Origin of the sequence: Paenibacillus sp. p3-SID867, from assembly GCF_025142895.1 — a bacterium.
Lineage (GTDB): Bacteria > Bacillota > Bacilli > Paenibacillales > Paenibacillaceae > Paenibacillus_AQ.
The window spans coordinates 1-15,435 of sequence record NZ_JAMBDM010000043.1; the positions used below are offsets into that span (position 1 = coordinate 1).

14 protein-coding genes and 1 other RNA gene are annotated in these 15,435 nt (G+C 48.4%); 1 reads left to right on the forward strand and 14 read right to left on the reverse strand.

Annotated features, from left to right (window positions below):
* Window positions 1-329: 329 nt before the first annotated feature.
* The 14 genes from M4D81_RS34245 to rpoE form a co-directional block, all read right to left on the reverse strand.
* Complete coding sequence (locus M4D81_RS34245) at window positions 330-599, reverse strand: pro-sigmaK processing inhibitor BofA family protein (RefSeq protein ID WP_071222340.1); 270 nt, start codon at window positions 597-599, stop codon at window positions 330-332.
* 47 nt (window positions 600-646) lie between these two features.
* Window positions 647-937, reverse strand: a complete 291-nt coding sequence (locus M4D81_RS34250; RefSeq protein ID WP_071222339.1) for a DUF2508 family protein — start codon at window positions 935-937, stop codon at window positions 647-649.
* A gap of 236 nt (window positions 938-1,173) precedes the next feature.
* Window positions 1,174-1,773 (reverse strand): recombination mediator RecR, encoded by a 600-nt coding sequence (gene recR, locus M4D81_RS34255; RefSeq protein WP_071222338.1) that lies wholly within the window; start codon window positions 1,771-1,773, stop codon window positions 1,174-1,176.
* Window positions 1,774-1,798: 25 nt separating this feature from the next.
* The gene (locus M4D81_RS34260; protein ID WP_009595540.1) at window positions 1,799-2,110 is read right to left on the reverse strand and encodes a YbaB/EbfC family nucleoid-associated protein; all 312 of its coding nucleotides are present in this window, start codon (window positions 2,108-2,110) and stop codon (window positions 1,799-1,801) included.
* A 40-nt stretch (window positions 2,111-2,150) separates the two neighbouring features.
* On the reverse strand, window positions 2,151-3,866 hold the full coding sequence (dnaX, locus tag M4D81_RS34265; protein ID WP_260069642.1) for a DNA polymerase III subunit gamma/tau: 1,716 nt from the start codon (window positions 3,864-3,866) through the stop codon (window positions 2,151-2,153).
* Between the two features lie 293 nt (window positions 3,867-4,159).
* Window positions 4,160-4,426, reverse strand: an RNA gene (gene ffs / locus M4D81_RS34270) — signal recognition particle sRNA large type.
* 117 nt (window positions 4,427-4,543) lie between these two features.
* Window positions 4,544-4,741 (reverse strand): 50S ribosomal protein L31, encoded by a 198-nt coding sequence (gene rpmE, locus M4D81_RS34275; protein WP_006207505.1) that lies wholly within the window; start codon window positions 4,739-4,741, stop codon window positions 4,544-4,546.
* A gap of 177 nt (window positions 4,742-4,918) precedes the next feature.
* Window positions 4,919-6,196, reverse strand: coding sequence for a radical SAM family protein (locus M4D81_RS34280; protein WP_260069643.1), 1,278 nt, complete (start codon window positions 6,194-6,196; stop codon window positions 4,919-4,921).
* A 32-nt stretch (window positions 6,197-6,228) separates the two neighbouring features.
* On the reverse strand, window positions 6,229-7,557 hold the full coding sequence (gene rho, locus M4D81_RS34285) for a transcription termination factor Rho (protein WP_071222335.1): 1,329 nt from the start codon (window positions 7,555-7,557) through the stop codon (window positions 6,229-6,231).
* Between the two features lie 152 nt (window positions 7,558-7,709).
* Complete coding sequence (locus tag M4D81_RS34290; protein ID WP_071222334.1) at window positions 7,710-8,969, reverse strand: UDP-N-acetylglucosamine 1-carboxyvinyltransferase; 1,260 nt, start codon at window positions 8,967-8,969, stop codon at window positions 7,710-7,712.
* A gap of 314 nt (window positions 8,970-9,283) precedes the next feature.
* Window positions 9,284-10,138, reverse strand: a complete 855-nt coding sequence (gene fba, locus M4D81_RS34295; RefSeq protein ID WP_071222333.1) for a class II fructose-1,6-bisphosphate aldolase — start codon at window positions 10,136-10,138, stop codon at window positions 9,284-9,286.
* A 174-nt stretch (window positions 10,139-10,312) separates the two neighbouring features.
* Window positions 10,313-10,705 (reverse strand): response regulator, encoded by a 393-nt coding sequence (locus M4D81_RS34300; protein WP_071222332.1) that lies wholly within the window; start codon window positions 10,703-10,705, stop codon window positions 10,313-10,315.
* A gap of 274 nt (window positions 10,706-10,979) precedes the next feature.
* Window positions 10,980-12,581, reverse strand: a complete 1,602-nt coding sequence (locus M4D81_RS34305; protein WP_071221150.1) for a CTP synthase — start codon at window positions 12,579-12,581, stop codon at window positions 10,980-10,982.
* A gap of 700 nt (window positions 12,582-13,281) precedes the next feature.
* Window positions 13,282-13,848 carry a DNA-directed RNA polymerase subunit delta gene (gene rpoE, locus M4D81_RS34310; protein WP_071221149.1) on the reverse strand — a complete coding sequence of 189 codons (567 nt, stop codon included), beginning with the start codon at window positions 13,846-13,848 and terminating at the stop codon, window positions 13,282-13,284.
* A gap of 368 nt (window positions 13,849-14,216) precedes the next feature.
* Between rpoE and M4D81_RS34315 the strand changes: the two genes are divergently transcribed.
* Window positions 14,217-15,365 carry a S8 family peptidase gene (locus tag M4D81_RS34315; protein WP_260069644.1) on the forward strand — a complete coding sequence of 383 codons (1,149 nt, stop codon included), beginning with the start codon at window positions 14,217-14,219 and terminating at the stop codon, window positions 15,363-15,365.
* Window positions 15,366-15,435: the final 70 nt, after the last annotated feature.

Consider the following 15,435-nt stretch of genomic DNA (forward strand, 5'->3'; position numbering starts at 1 on the left):
TTTGACTTGCTCATTTCTTAACTGACGAGAATTTGTTCAATTCTCTTTATGCTCCACCATCCAACAAACCAAGGCTTGTACAGGATGATTTCGCAATGGATTCCACTAGCGAAATCCTTACTCACTCGTTGTTCAGTTTTCAAAGATCAATCATTTTTCATTTGTCATCCGCATCTCAGCGGCGACTTTTATAATATATCATACTAGCTTGCTGTTGGTCAAGAGGTTTTTTTGATTATTTTTTTAACCAATAACTGCCTGACCGGTGAAACTCTATCACCCGGAATCAAACGGGCGAACATTAATGTATCATAGAATATAAGCCTGCGTCAACTACCTAATATCGTAATTTTTAATCCAACAAGAAGGGCCACGCCCGGCAAGCCCAGGACCATGACGGTTCCTATGGTCATCGGATTCAGAGGAATATACGTTTCGGCCGCCAATCCGGAGAAATTCACAACATAGATAGCCACTGCCGAGAGAGCAAGATGGGCGCCGAATACGGTTAACCATCCCAGCCCGAGCTTCTTTCTAAACACAACATAGATAAGCAGCAACAGCGATATGCATAACACGCCTAGCACAATCATTTTCATAGATACTCCTCCTTCAATGGTCATTAGACATCCCTCTCAGCCTTGGCTTAACCATTCTCCCTTTTTTGCTCGATGTATTGCATCCTTGCCCCATCCAGGTTGAGCTGCTTGGCCTGTTTGAGATTCATCTGGTATTTGCGCTCCGCCGCTTCCAGCATATAGATCGCATAATCGATCTGATCCTGTCCCGTTGCCTCTTGAAACAGCAAGTGCGCCCGCTCCCACTCCATTTGGGATCTCTGGACGTCCAGGAAGACATGCCACATCCGTTCCTGATCCTCTGCAGTGATATACGTTTCCTCTACTTTTTTCCTCGACTGCTTCCACCATATCTTCATTCCGTTCACTCCCTATAAATATGAATGTTAAAAAACTGCTCTTAATTAGACCGTCTGTAACATTCATATCGAGAGAAGGACAAACTTAGAACCAAAAGAACTCTTTCAATTTCTGCATTCTACACCTTAAAGTTAGCAAACAAAAAACGAGCCAACGGAATTGCTTCCGATGCTCGTTCTCTTATAGCTTATTAGCTTTGACATCTCAAACGAAACTTGCAAAGAATCACAAAATATCAGTTCAGTTCTCTTCGGCCCTCGAGTGCCTTAGATAAAGTCACTTCATCTGCATACTCCAAGTCACCGCCAACAGGCAGTCCATGGGCAATTCGGGTCACCTTAATATCAAAAGGGCGGACCAGACGCGATATGTACATCGCTGTTGCCTCCCCCTCGATATTAGCGTTTGTCGCCAAAATGAGTTCTTTTACACGTTCGTCACTCAAACGCGTAAGAAGCTCCTTCAGACGGATCTCATCCGGCCCGATCCCCTCCATTGGAGATATGGCCCCATGGAGGACATGATAGTAGCCATCGAATTCCTTCGTACGCTCCATTGCCACGAGATCCTTCGCATCCTGTACCACACAGATAGTCGAAGCATCCCGGGTTTTGTCCTGACATACCCGGCATGGATCCGTATCGGTGATGTTGCAGCAGACGGAGCAGTAGTGCAGATTCCTTTTGACACTGACTAGCGCTTTGGCAAAATCTATAACGTCATCTTCCTTCATGTTCAGAACATGAAAAGCCAGGCGGGCGGCCGTCTTCGGCCCCACACCCGGCAGTCGCGTAAAGGCGTCGATGAGCTTCGCGATCGGTTCAGGATAGTACAAATGTAACTACTCCTTCTAGGTTAGATTAGAACAAGCCCGGAATTTTCATGCCGCCTGTGAATTTGCCCATATCAGCATTTGCGATTTCTTCAGCCTTGGCAAGAGCATCGTTAACCGCAGTCAATACCAGATCCTGCAGCATTTCCACGTCATCCGGATCAACCGCCTCAGGTTTGATGTTGATGGACAAAATTTGTTTATGGCCATTCGCTTCCACGGTAACCACGCCACCGCCGGAAGTTCCTTCAACGGTTTTCGTAGCGAGCTCTTCCTGAGCCTTGAGCATTTGCTCCTGCATCTTTTTCACTTGCTTCATCATTTGGTTCATATTATTCATGATTCATCTCTCCTTATAATAGGGTGCACGTAGGGACGTGCTAGTCTTTTATGACAACGAGGTCTTCTCCAAACAACTGGATGGCCTCATCAATCCATGGTTTTTCCCCACCGGCCTCCGCTTCTTCGTGCTCAAGCTTAAGTTCTTCGGCCTGAGGCTTGCCCACTCCTTCTACCGCGTCACTCCAATCACGAAGCATCATGGTAACCAGATGATACGGCTTGCCAAGCGTTGACTCAAGAACCCCTTCAATCACCTGTTTATTGGCAGGTTTCTCCGTGGTTTCGCGGTGGATGTTGTTTTTAAAAGCGACAAGAACCTTGTCTTCCCATACGGAAACGGGCTCACCATCCATCAGCCATGCGTGGACCGTGACCTTCTCCTCTTTCACATTCTGCAGAATTTGGGCCCACTGCCGTTGAACAGAGGTAAAATCCTCCCCGGTTCGGCAAGATACATACTGATCCATATGCTGCGGAATCTTGGCTGATGAAGCTGCTTTCGGTGCCGGTGTACGGGTAGACTTGGCCGGTTCGCGTTGACCTGATGCAGGAACACCATTTTGTATCAGTCGCTCCAGCTTTTTCTCAAGTGCGGCTACGTGCTGCTTCAGCTGAGCGAGTTCACCTGCATCGGCCGTACTATGGGCAGCTGCGGCCCCACCCGCAGATTGGGTTATACCGGAGAGCTTGAGCAACGCTACCTCAAACAAAGTTTGCGGCTGCGAGGCGTATTTCATCTCACTCTGATACCGGTTCAGCGTATCAATCATTTGAAATAGTTCCTCTCGGCTGAAGGCATTTGCCATCTCCTGAAACTCTGCCGGATTCAAGACCCGATCGGTCAGCTTGTCAGCACCTGGAACCATCTTGATCATGAGCAAATCGCGGAAATAATACAAGAGATTCTCCATGCATTTATCTGCACTTTTCCCCTCCTGCATGAATTGCTCCACAATCTGCAGCACAAGTCCGGCATCCCCCTGTTTCACGGCACTGGCCAGACGGCCAAACTGCTCCGAGGCAATGCCGCCCGTCATGTCCATGACCTGCTGGTAAGATACCGTACCTCCGGTAAAAGAAGCAATCTGATCCAGAATGCTCAGTGCATCCCGCATACCGCCATCCGACAGACGTGCGATATACTGCAGCGCTTCATGCTCTGCCGTAATGCCTTCTTCTCCGCAAATCTGCTCCAGACGCCCGGTTTGTTCGTCCAAGGAAACTCTACGGAAGTCAAACCGTTGACAGCGTGAAATAATCGTTGCCGGAAGCCTGTGCGGCTCTGTTGTCGCTAGTATAAACATCACGTGTGCCGGCGGTTCCTCCAGCGTTTTCAATAAGGCATTGAACGCTTCCGTCGTCAGCATGTGTACTTCATCGATAATATAAACCTTGCGCCGCACCTCGGTCGGTGCGTATTTGACTTTCTCCCGCAAGTCACGGATTTCCTCGACGCCGCGGTTGGATGCAGCATCGATCTCCTGAACGTCCATGACGGCTCCGGACGTTATACGCCGGCAGGCCTCGCATTCATTGCAGGGTTCCTCAGCCGGACCATGCTCGCAGTTCACGGCTTTGGCCAAAATTTTAGCGGCACTGGTCTTGCCTGTACCCCGTGGACCGCTGAACAGGTAGGCATGGGAAACCCGCTGCTCGCGAATGGCATTCTGCAGGGTCTGGATAATATGCTGCTGGCCCACCATGTCGCCGAACGACTGTGGTCGCCAAGCACGATATAACGCGATATGTTCCACTGTGCTTTACCCTCTTTCAACTTCCACTTCACGAGATCGAGAACCCTAAGGTTTATACTAAGCCCGATCCTCGCGTGCTTTACTGTTGCATTCATGGTCAATACCAGCCCAAAAGGCGTGAGTTTAACGGTTATATTATACTACATTCTATACTACTTTCCCCTGCCTTAGCAAAACGTTTACTTGGAAATCTTTATCCAAAGTGCATATGAAGGATCAGCTTGAATCAATAGCCGTCTCGACAAAAAACACCCTTGCCAATATGGCAAAGGTGTTATGTGCAGATATGTATACCGTGCACCTGTTATTGATAATTGCGATCCGAGCGGCAATCCTGAGCAACAACTCGGGCTAGGCACCCCTCCGGCACAAAAGCGATCTTGCTTATGGCTGCTTCCTTCCGGACCTGACCAGGTTCACAAGTGCTCATTGCGGAGGACCCAACCGTCAACGTTGAGCGCAGGGACCAGCCTCACATCGACAATACCTCTAACAGGAATTCAACCTCGCTACAGCGGATTGCGAGTTACAGGGCACCGCTACCTCCCCGTCTAGCACGGCGAACTTTAGTATATCGCATGGCTATCAAAAAAGCAACCGACGGAAGAAGTTGCATACTCCACCAGCCCTGTAAACAGACAAAAACCCTTCGACCACAAGGGCGAAGGGTTTGTTTATTAGATACCGTATTTCTTCTTGAATCTATCAACACGACCGCCAGCATCCAGGAATTTCTGTTTACCTGTGAAGAACGGATGACAGTTCGAGCAAATCTCTACACGAAGATCTGGTTTTACAGAACCTGTCTCAAACGTATTACCGCAAGCACAAGTAACTGTAGTAACGTGATATTTCGGTTGAATATCTTGTTTCATTGTAGCTTTCACCTCTTTCCGCCCTGAGCCTCATGCGGACCCAGAGTTATATGGACACATAAATGGAGTATATCACGAGCATATTGAATGCGCAATAGCCCATACACAAATCATCAGACAAGTCCACAACTGGAATTTTAACCTGATTTTAACATATGCAATGCCAGTACGATTCTGCTAGATAATCGAAGGTCTCTTCTTCGGTCTTGCCTGTCCCGCAGGCGGCACATGCGTATAGGAGCCAATCACGACATCCGGCAGCTCCTCCTGCATAATCTCAATAGCCTGCTTCATCCCCAGAATCTCGCCTTGTGCAGGCGGAATAAGCTCGAGATAGCTCTCAGGGTCAATATTGAGATTACGGAGCTGGATTAACTTGAGGCCCGTGCGGCGGGCAAACTCAATCATGGCCTCCAGCTCTTCCTCGCGATCGGTCACGCCCGGGAAGATCAGATAGTTGATGGATGTATACACGCCTTGATCGGTTGCATAGCGAAGGGATTTCTCCACATTGGCCAGCGTATAGCCCCTTGGCTTGTAGTATGCGTTATAATGATCATCCAATGCACTGATGGTGCTGACTCTCATCAGATCAAGACCCGCATCCACGATGCCGCGGATAAAATCGGTCAGTCCCGCATTGGTATTAATATTAATGTAGCCCATATCAGTCTGTGCCCGAACTTCTCTCATGGCTTCTATAATGATTTTCGCCTGCGTGGAGGGCTCTCCCTCACAACCTTGGCCAAAGCTGATGATCGATTCCGGTGTCTTCAGATGCTCCAGCATGACCTGCACCAGCTCATCCACTCTCGGACGGAAGTTCATGCGGGTCTGAGGCGCGACAAAGCCGCTGTCATCCGGCTGTTCCGATATACAACCGAAGCAGCCGGCATTGCAGGAGTAAGATACGGGAACAGCGCCTTCCCAGCGATTCAGGAAGGTGTTGGATGCCGTCAGGCATTCATATCCTAAGGCACAGTTAGACAGATGCTCATAGAGCCGATTCTCCGGGTATTTCTCCTTCAGCGTCTTAACCCCAAGCTCAAGATCGTTCAGATCGCAGTTCACAGGATTCCACTTCTCGGGGTCATCGGATAAACGCGCCGTCGTATAGAAGGCGCCATCCTTCCATACCACCGCCGAGTAACCGAATAGCGGCAGCTTATATTCCTTGTCCGTCTTCACGTACCCTGGCAAGCACAAGCGGGTATATCCTTGCGGCAAAAGCGCTCCGACAGCGGTATACCCATCCTCAAGCGGCATCATTTCACCGGTCTCCGGATCCATCCCGATCGCTCGGGTGCTCGGCAGCCCGACCAGGGTAGCTCCCTCTGGCAAAGGTATCAATTCATCATCCAATATTTCAACGATCATATCACCGCTTCGGGCAAGCCCGAACAGCTCGGAATGATCATAAACGTTCCCTTGCTCATCTGCATAAACCAAATACATGTTGATCTCCTATTCTCCGGGTTGATTCAGGCTTAGCTCTGAGGTGCCGTCGCTGCAGATGCACGCGATGGACGTCTGGCTGTCTGGCTCTGAGTCCCGGTTCCGCTGCCGTTATTGGCATTCACATCAAATGATGCCAAGAACTCCGCGTTATTCTTGCTGTCACGCATTTTTTTGAGGAATCCTTCCACAAAGTCAGCAGAGTCGTTCATATTTTTACGGATCGCCCAAATGGTATCCAGTTCATCCTTGTTCAAGAGCACCTCTTCACGCCGGGTACCGGAGCGACGGATGTCGATCGCCGGGAAAATACGGCGTTCCGCGAAGCGGCGATCCAAGTGCAGTTCCATATTGCCCGTTCCTTTAAATTCCTCATAAATAATATCATCCATCCGCGATCCGGTTTCAACCAAGGCTGTAGCCAAAATCGTCAAGCTTCCGCCTTCCTCCACGTTACGCGCCGAACCGAAGAAGCGTTTCGGACGATGGAATGCCGCAGGATCAATACCGCCGCTCAGGGTTCTTCCGGACGGAGGGATAACCAGGTTATATGCACGCGCAAGACGGGTGATGCTGTCCAGCAATATAACAACGTCCTTCTTATGCTCCACCAGCCGCAAAGCACGGGACAATACCAGTTCCGCCACTTTAATATGGTTCTCCGGAAGCTCGTCAAAAGTAGAAGCAACCACCTCGCCCTTAACGGAACGCTGCATATCCGTCACTTCTTCAGGCCGTTCATCGATGAGTAAAACAAACAGTTCAATCTCTGGATTGTTGGTTGAGATGCTGTTGGCGATTTCTTTTAAGAGGAGCGTTTTCCCTGCTTTTGGCGGTGCCACGATCAAACCGCGTTGTCCTAAACCTACAGGTGCAAGCAGATCCATAATTCGGGTTGACAACTGATTAGGGGATGTTTCAAGAACAAGCTTTTCTTGCGGATATAGAGGAGTCAAGGCTGGGAAGTGCAATCGTTCCGCTGCGACGGCAGGATTCTCACCATTCACGGCGTTGACCTGCAGCAGCCCGAAGTAACGTTCGTTCTCTTTAGGTGTCCGGCATTTACCCGAAACCAAATCTCCGGTCCGTAAATCAAATTTACGAATCTGGGAGGCCGAAATGTAGATGTCCTCCGTGCTCGGCAGATAGTTGATCGGTCTAAGAAAACCGTAACCTTCCGGCAAAATCTCGAGTACGCCCTCCATGAACATCAAGCCGCTCTGTTCGGCCTGCGCCCGGAGAATGGCAAATATCAATTCTTTTTTCTTCAACTGGCCATAATAAGGAATCTGATACTTTTTGGCCAGCTTATACAGATCCGTCAGCTTCATGCCTTCCAAATCGGCTATTTGTAAATCCATTCAATAACCACCTATTCAATTATTTGTTTCTGTCACAGCAGATCCTGCTGTCATGTAGTCTATTATTCTATGAGAGCTTTACTAGGAGCATTACCCAAATCTGAGGGAGATATGCAGTTTCAACCACACATTTCCCTCATTTTGGTAAAAAATCATTCTTCCTCGGTCTCACGCCATACGTCGGCACCCAGCATGCGCAGATTGGATACCAGATGGTCATAGCCGCGATCAATGAATTCTACGCCGCTGACCTCCGTCACCCCTTCAGGTACGGTTAGTCCCGCAATCACAAGAGCCGCACCTGCGCGCAGGTCGGTCGCTTTGACCTTGGCTGCGTTCAGCGGACCACCTTCTATAATGGCCGAGCGTCCCTCCACACGGATCTTGGCACCCATGCGAACTAACTCCGGAACATGTTTAAATCGGTTGCTATATACAAAATCACTAAGGACACTGACGCCTTCCGCTTGGGTAAGCAGACTGGTCATTGGTGATTGCAAATCCGTTGCAAATCCAGGATATATAAGCGCCTTCACGTCCACATGCTGGTATCGGTCCTTACCGATTACGCGGATGCTTTCGTCCAGCTCCTCAATACCAACACCCATCTCGATCAACTTGGCCGTGAGGGCTTCAAGGTGTTTCGGGATGACGTTGTCAATCAGAACATCACCGCGAGTAGCTGCGGCAGCAATCATATATGTACCAGCCTGAATCCGGTCTGGAATAATGGAATGGCGGCAGCCATGCATCTCGGTTACGCCTTCAATCCGGATCGTTTCCGTTCCGGCGCCCTTAATGACAGCTCCCATGGAATTCAAAAGTGTAGCAACATCTATAATTTCAGGCTCTTTCGCCGCATTTTCAATAATTGTGGAGCCTTTGGCCTTAGCAGCCGCCAGCATAATATTAATCGTTGCACCAACACTGCTCACATCCAGATAGATCTTCGCGCCTCGCAGCTCTTTAGCATGCAGATGAATCGAACCGTGTTCATTGGTGACGGTTGCGCCAAGCGCTTCAAAACCCTTAATGTGCTGGTCGATGGGACGAGGTTCAAAATTACAACCGCCCGGCAGGCCGATCACGGCTTCTTTAAATCTTCCAAGCATGGCGCCCATCATATAGTAGGACGCGCGCAGTTTCTTAACGGGTCCGTTAGGCATCGGAATAGATTTGATATCAGAAGGGTCAATTCTCATCTGATTGCCTTCCCATGAAACTTGCCCGCCCAATTCTTCCAAGATCTCAGCATAAACAGCCACATCGCTGAGAAGCGGCAAATTATCAAGTACGACTTCCGATTCCGCCAGAATTGCGGCGGGAATTAACGCAATCGCGCTGTTCTTGGCACCACTGATTGTTACAGTACCTCGCAGTGGGCGTCCACCGCTGATCATCAATTTTTCCATAAGCTTTCGGGTCCCCCTACATCACTTCGCAGCCGGAAATGGTTCTGATGGCCGTCATACAAGAAAAACGTCTTATCGACGTTCCTTAAGGATGACAGACCGCATTTAGCGTTTCTTTTTGTTCTAGATGATCCGGTTGTGAAGCTCACAACCCGCTTGTACTTTGATATCTTAATAAATGAAATGGAAAAACACCGGCTACGCGGTGTGCTTTCCATTTCAATGTATGCAGCATAAGACAGCCTAAATATCTTAAGTGATTCCAATCGTCATGTCGTAGCCACTAGAACTACAAGCGACTTAACTATGAATAATTAAGCTTGATTGTTGGAACCAAACTCACGGATTTTGCCAACAACGGTTTCCTTGATTGCCTCACGGCCTGGTTTCAAGAATGTGCGTGGATCGTAAGCTTCCGGTTTAGCAGCAAGCACTTCACGAACAACTTTAGAGAACGAGATTTGGTTCTCAGTGTTCACGTTGATTTTGGAAGTACCCAAGGAGATCGCTTTCTTGATGTCATGCGTCGGAATGCCTGTACCACCATGAAGCACCAACGGAAGTTTCACAGCATTGCGAATCTCTTCCATCTCCTTGAAACCAAGGTTTGGTTCGCCTTTGTAAGGACCATGAACAGAACCAAGCGCAGGTGCCAATGTGTCGATGCCAGTTTCGTTCACGATGCGAACGCAATCGTCCAGCTTCGCGTACATTACGTCACCGATAACATCATCTTCTTGTCCGCCGACCATGCCGACTTCAGCTTCAACGGAAACGCCTTTAGCATGAGCATACTCAACGACTTGTTTCGTTGTTGCAATATTCGTATCAATCGGGCTGTGGGAATCATCGATCATAACCGATGTGAATCCTGCGTCGATTGCTTCTTTACATTTCTCAACACTTGAACCGTGGTCAAGGTGAATGGCAACAGGAACTGTAACTTTCAGGTCCTCCATCAAGCCTTTTACCATGTGTACGACGGTGCTGAATCCACCCATATAACGAGCTGCCCCTTCGGAAACACCAAGAATTACCGGTGATTTCTCTTGCTCAGCCGCTTCAAGAATCGCATATGTCCACTCCAGGTTGTTGATGTTGTATTGACCAACAGCATATTTACCTTCGAGTGCTTTGTTCAGCATGTCTGTCATTGATACTAATGGCATGGTTTCATCCTCCTATAGATGCTTAGTTTGTCTATGGTTTTTAGCCGATATAACATACGGACTTATTATACCACATCGCGTCATAAATACTAAACAAGCATTTCCTAAAATGCTGCGAAGGACCTCACATTCTGGCAAAAAAAAGAATTCCGCCCTTTGAGCAGAATTCATCATTCAACCGATATTACTGGCGGTCCCTTTCAGCTGCATATTGACGGCTTGACGCATCTCGTCAATATCAAAGGGTTTGGTAAAATGCATCAACGCACCAAGATCGGTTGCTTCCTTGATCATGTCAAGCTCTCCATAGGCTGTCATCATGATCACCTTAATGTCCGGATTCATCTGTTTTATATGCTTCAAAATCTCAAGCCCGTCCATTCCAGGAATTTTCATATCCAGCAGCACCAAATCCGGGGCATGCATCTTCACAATTTCAAGTGCAGCCTTGCCGTTTGCCGCTTGAAACGTCTCATATCCTTCACTGCTGAACACTTCCACAAGCAGGATGCGGATACCATTCTGGTCATCCACAATCAGCACTTTGTGTTTGCTTTCCTTGCTCATCCCTTCAACCTCCCCGATACTTAAATCGTACAATGAGTATATGCAAACTCGAAAGTTCCTAACTTTCCCATAAACCGACCATTATTTGTATTCGCCTGTAGATGTCGAATTCCTTCCTATCCTAAAAAAAGTAAGAAAAAAAGATGTACGAATTTGTTGTATACGAAATCGACAGCCCCGGACATCCGCTCTGAACGTTTAGCTTACCCTCTCCGTCATTATGACAAAGGATTTCTACGCAAAAAAGAGCCTCTTCAAAAGAGGCTCTTCTCAATTATGCCTGATGCTGGATCGAGGCTTTTACAAATTCACGGAACAGCGGCTGCGGACGGTTCGGTCGGGAAGTGAATTCCGGATGGAATTGCACGGCGAGGAACCAAGGGTGTCCTGGCAGCTCTACAATTTCAACCAGACGTCCATCCGGAGAAGTACCGGATATGCGCAGACCTGCTTTTTCAATATCTTCGCGGTACTGGTTGTTGAACTCATACCGGTGGCGATGTCTTTCATAAACGAGCTCGTCCTGGTAGCAGGACTCTGCAAGCGATCCTGGAACCAGCTTACATGGATACAGACCCAAACGCATCGTTCCGCCAAGATCCTCGATATCCTTCTGCTCCGGCAGCAGGTCGATGACTGGATATTCGGTAGCCGGATCAATTTCCGAGCTGTTCGCGCCGTTCAGACCGACAATCGAACGGGCATATTCAATAACAGACACTTGCATCCCAAGACAAATGCCGAAGAATGGAATGTTGCGCTCACGGGCATAACGAATCGCGCTGATCTTACCTTCGATACCCCGATCTCCAAATCCACCCGGTACAAGGATACCACCAATGCCACTCAACGCCTCTTCCACGTTGTCTGCCGTAATCTCTTCGGCATTCACCCAGCGGATCTTCACGTCAGCATTAGCATCAAAGCCTGCATGAGACAGGGATTCAACAACACTGAGGTATGCATCGTGCAGTGCGACATATTTACCAACGATCGCAATCTCAACGGTCTTCTCCAGTTTGGATACACGCTCCACCAGATCTTCCCACTCGCTCATATCCGGCGCAGGGGTAGTCAATTTCAAATGATTGACTACAATTTCATCAAGACCTTCTTCACGCAAATTCAGCGGCACCTCATACAGCGAGGAGGCATCGCGACATTCTACAACCGCGTTAGGATCGATATCGCAGAAGAGCGCGATTTTTGCTTTCATCTCGGTTGAAAGCTCATGCTCCGTACGGCACACGATAACATTCGGCTGAATGCCGATACTGCGGAGTTCTTTTACACTGTGCTGGGTCGGCTTCGTTTTTACTTCACCGGCTGCCTTAATATATGGAATGAGGGTTACATGAATATACATCACGTTCTCACGGCCAACGTCGCTCTTAATTTGACGGATCGCCTCAAGGAAAGGAAGGCTTTCGATATCGCCGACCGTTCCGCCGATTTCGGTAATAACCACATCCGAACCCGCTTCACGGCCTGCACGGAACACGCGCTCCTTGATTTCGTTCGTAATATGAGGGATTACCTGCACGGTACCGCCCAAATATTCTCCCCGACGTTCCTTGCTGATAACAGAAGAGTATACTTTCCCTGTTGTCACATTGCTGTTCTTCGACAGGTTAATATCGATGAAGCGCTCATAGTGTCCCAGGTCCAGGTCGGTTTCCGCACCGTCGTCCGTAACGAATACTTCGCCATGCTGGTAAGGACTCATGGTGCCCGGATCTATATTAATGTACGGATCGAATTTCTGAATCGTTACCTTGAGCCCTCTGTTCTTAAGCAATCTACCGAGCGAAGCGGCGGTAATTCCCTTACCAAGAGATGACACGACCCCGCCTGTTACAAAAATATACTTTGTCACTGTAAAAACCCTCCTATATAATCTCCATAACTTCAGGCGACATATGATGTTTATCCTAACCCGTTTTCCCCTGATTCATCAGAGGGACCAACAAAAAAGCATCGCTCGCTTCCAAAAATGGTGAGCGAGCTGACCTCCGACCTATTACAAACCGCATATATTGACGCTTAAATGATCCTCATATCATGTCGAGCTGCTTAACACGGCATGCGTTATGAGGCATCAAGACGAGCGGTTTCCATACCTCATCTTAAACAACTGCAAACTTGAATCTTAGTTGACATAAGGTTTAGCAGAAGATGTCCCCTACCGGCGGAATACTCACTGCAAGAGACCATGAAAGTCCAGTCCCTACAGGAAGGATGCCTCCACAGTCCAAAGAAAAAATGTCTATCGACAAACTTCCAGAAGACAGACCGCTTTTGATAAGGTAGTTTCTCTTGCGTTATTAGGTCCAGAAGCTAGCGTCGTTTACACTTTCTGAGCCTTAAAAACAAAAAAAGTGACCCCGAATAAATAACGGGGCACTTTTATATTAAACATATTTAATCCACAATCATAAGCCCAAGCAATAGTTTACTCTGTGCCTTGTCTGCTTGTCAAGAGAAGAAGCAACCTCAAAATTCCCCAATCGGCTGACAATGTAAAACACAGTCATAATCAGCTCAGACAAGTGCTAAAGTCCCTGCTGCATGAGGGATTAATCCTTATCGTCTTCCTCAAATGCTTCATCTTCCAGATCATCTTCCTCATCGGATTCGGAATCCTCGTCTTCCAATTCGTCATCATCCAGAACAACCTCTTCGTCTACTTCATCGTCAGCATCGTCATCATCCGGGAAGAGATCGTCGTGATCACCATCTTCTTCATCGATGCTGTCGAAATCCTCCTCGACATCGTCACCGCTATAAGTATCTTCTTCATCGGTGAAGTCATCGTCATCATCATCTTCATCGTTGATGATCCGCGGACGCTTGGCGTTCGCAATCGGATCCTCGGACTTCTCCAGCGGATACCAGCGCTTTAGTCCCCACAGATTCGTTCCTACACATGCGAAACGTCCGTCTATATTGATCTCGGTATATAACTGGGCAATCGTTTCGTTAATTTCCTGTTCCGTAAAGCCGCGAAGCTTGGCCACCTCATTCATAAGGTCACGGTAATAATACGGCGTATTCGCCGCCTTCAGAACCATAAAAGCCAGGTCAACCATTGGGATTTCCTGAATCTTCTCCGGATCGATCTTTAAATTGAGCGGATTACTCACTAACGCACACTTCCTCTCACACAATCTTCACGTTATACCCTCAACATATCCATTATCAAAACTAAGTAAAACCTATTTGGAAATAAAAATCAAGTTTTTCTGCGCTACATTACCCATCAGGTACCAAAAGGAAAAAGACGGAGACAATTGTCTCCGTCTTCTGACTGTATCCGCCCCAAGGATCGACTCCTTACGGGATTAGATAAGAGAACCTTGATGTTCCCTCCATGTATCTTATGTTAGCCCTGCTGCTTTGACACGGTAAACAGGGCCTATTTCCCGGAAAAAGGGCAACATCCCATTCGGGCACTCTCCCCGGTTCATACAATACTGAAGCAACGGTTCATCGAGAAGGGAGATTGCCACATATGGATTACACCCGGATCATGCAATCACTACTTACAGAGACGAACCCTATGCGGAACGTCCGGGAAATGAACCGGCGGCTCCTCACGTTTCATGACCCTCAGCTGTACCAGGAATGTATCCGCGAATGGATAAGACTTGTCGGGAAAAGGCGTTTCCCGAGCTCAGTCAACTATTCGCCGCTTACCCAAACCATCATCGCTCCAGCTCCCCAAACCGCGAAGTTTGAAGCGGAGTTTCGGAATGAACTGATGGTAGAAGAGGATGACCAGGTTCATATCCAAGCCATACAAGGGACAATTGGAACGCTAACCGGGATCCCATGGGGTATCAAGCAGATCAAAGCCCCTCAAGCCTGGTCGATCTCGACAGGACACCGCATGAAGATTGCGGTTATCGACACCGGGGTGGATTTCGCTCACCCCGATCTGAAGTATTCGCTGACTCGAGGGATTAATCTCGTCCACCGGAACATACCGCCATATGATGACAATGGACACGGAACACATATTTCGGGTACCATCGCTGCTGCGAACAGCACGCAGGGCATGATTGGCGTTGCTCCAAGATCTGTGGTGTATCCAGTCAAAGCCTTTGATCACAACGGATCCGCCTTTGTGTCGGATATCATTCTGGCCATCGACTGGTGCGTGCGGGCCGAGATCGATATCATTAATATGAGTTTCGGTATGCAGACCCGAAGCCGCGCGTTGCTGGATGTTGTAGGCAAGGCCAACCAAGCAGGCGTCATTATTGTAGCCTCATCCGGCAATGACGGCAAACGCCGTACTGCTGACTATCCTGCCCGTTATCCTCAAACCATATCCGTCGGAGCTACCGACCGTAACCGGAAGATCCCTGCCTTTAGCAATCGCGGGCAATTTGTCGATATTTATGCACCTGGAGATAAAATCGTGTCCGCTTGGCTGCAAGGAAAATACCACGAGATGAGTGGCACCTCTATGGCGACTTCGCACGTCAGCGGAGCGATCGCCCTGCTGCTTGCGCAAAAGCCTGATCTAAAAAAAACGGCTACCATTAAGGCCCTGCTGCGACGCACCTCCTCTCCCCTTAAGCTTAAAAAAGGATACAGCGTCTCCGATGGAGAGGTAAATGCCTTGAAATTTTTGCGCGAGGGCATGAAATTATAGACTGATTCTTCAGCACCTACAAAAGAAAGTCCGTTTACAAATTAAAAACAGCCGCCTTTCCACGGAAAGA

Coding starts and splice junctions, on each gene's coding strand:
- M4D81_RS34245 (WP_071222340.1), bottom strand. CDS start 599: ATGAAAATGATTGTGCTAGGCGTGTTATGCATATCGCTGTTGCTGCTT.
- M4D81_RS34250 (WP_071222339.1), bottom strand. CDS start 937: ATGAAGATATGGTGGAAGCAGTCGAGGAAAAAAGTAGAGGAAACGTAT.
- M4D81_RS34260 (WP_009595540.1), bottom strand. CDS start 2,110: ATGAATAATATGAACCAAATGATGAAGCAAGTGAAAAAGATGCAGGAG.
- rpmE (WP_006207505.1), bottom strand. CDS start 4,741: ATGAAACAAGATATTCAACCGAAATATCACGTTACTACAGTTACTTGT.
- M4D81_RS34280 (WP_260069643.1), bottom strand. CDS start 6,196: ATGTATTTGGTTTATGCAGATGAGCAAGGGAACGTTTATGATCATTCC.
- rho (WP_071222335.1), bottom strand. CDS start 7,557: ATGGATTTACAAATAGCCGATTTGGAAGGCATGAAGCTGACGGATCTG.
- M4D81_RS34290 (WP_071222334.1), bottom strand. CDS start 8,969: ATGGAAAAATTGATGATCAGCGGTGGACGCCCACTGCGAGGTACTGTA.
- fba (WP_071222333.1), bottom strand. CDS start 10,138: ATGCCATTAGTATCAATGACAGACATGCTGAACAAAGCACTCGAAGGT.
- M4D81_RS34300 (WP_071222332.1), bottom strand. CDS start 10,705: ATGAGCAAGGAAAGCAAACACAAAGTGCTGATTGTGGATGACCAGAAT.
- M4D81_RS34315 (WP_260069644.1), top strand. CDS start 14,217: ATGGATTACACCCGGATCATGCAATCACTACTTACAGAGACGAACCCT.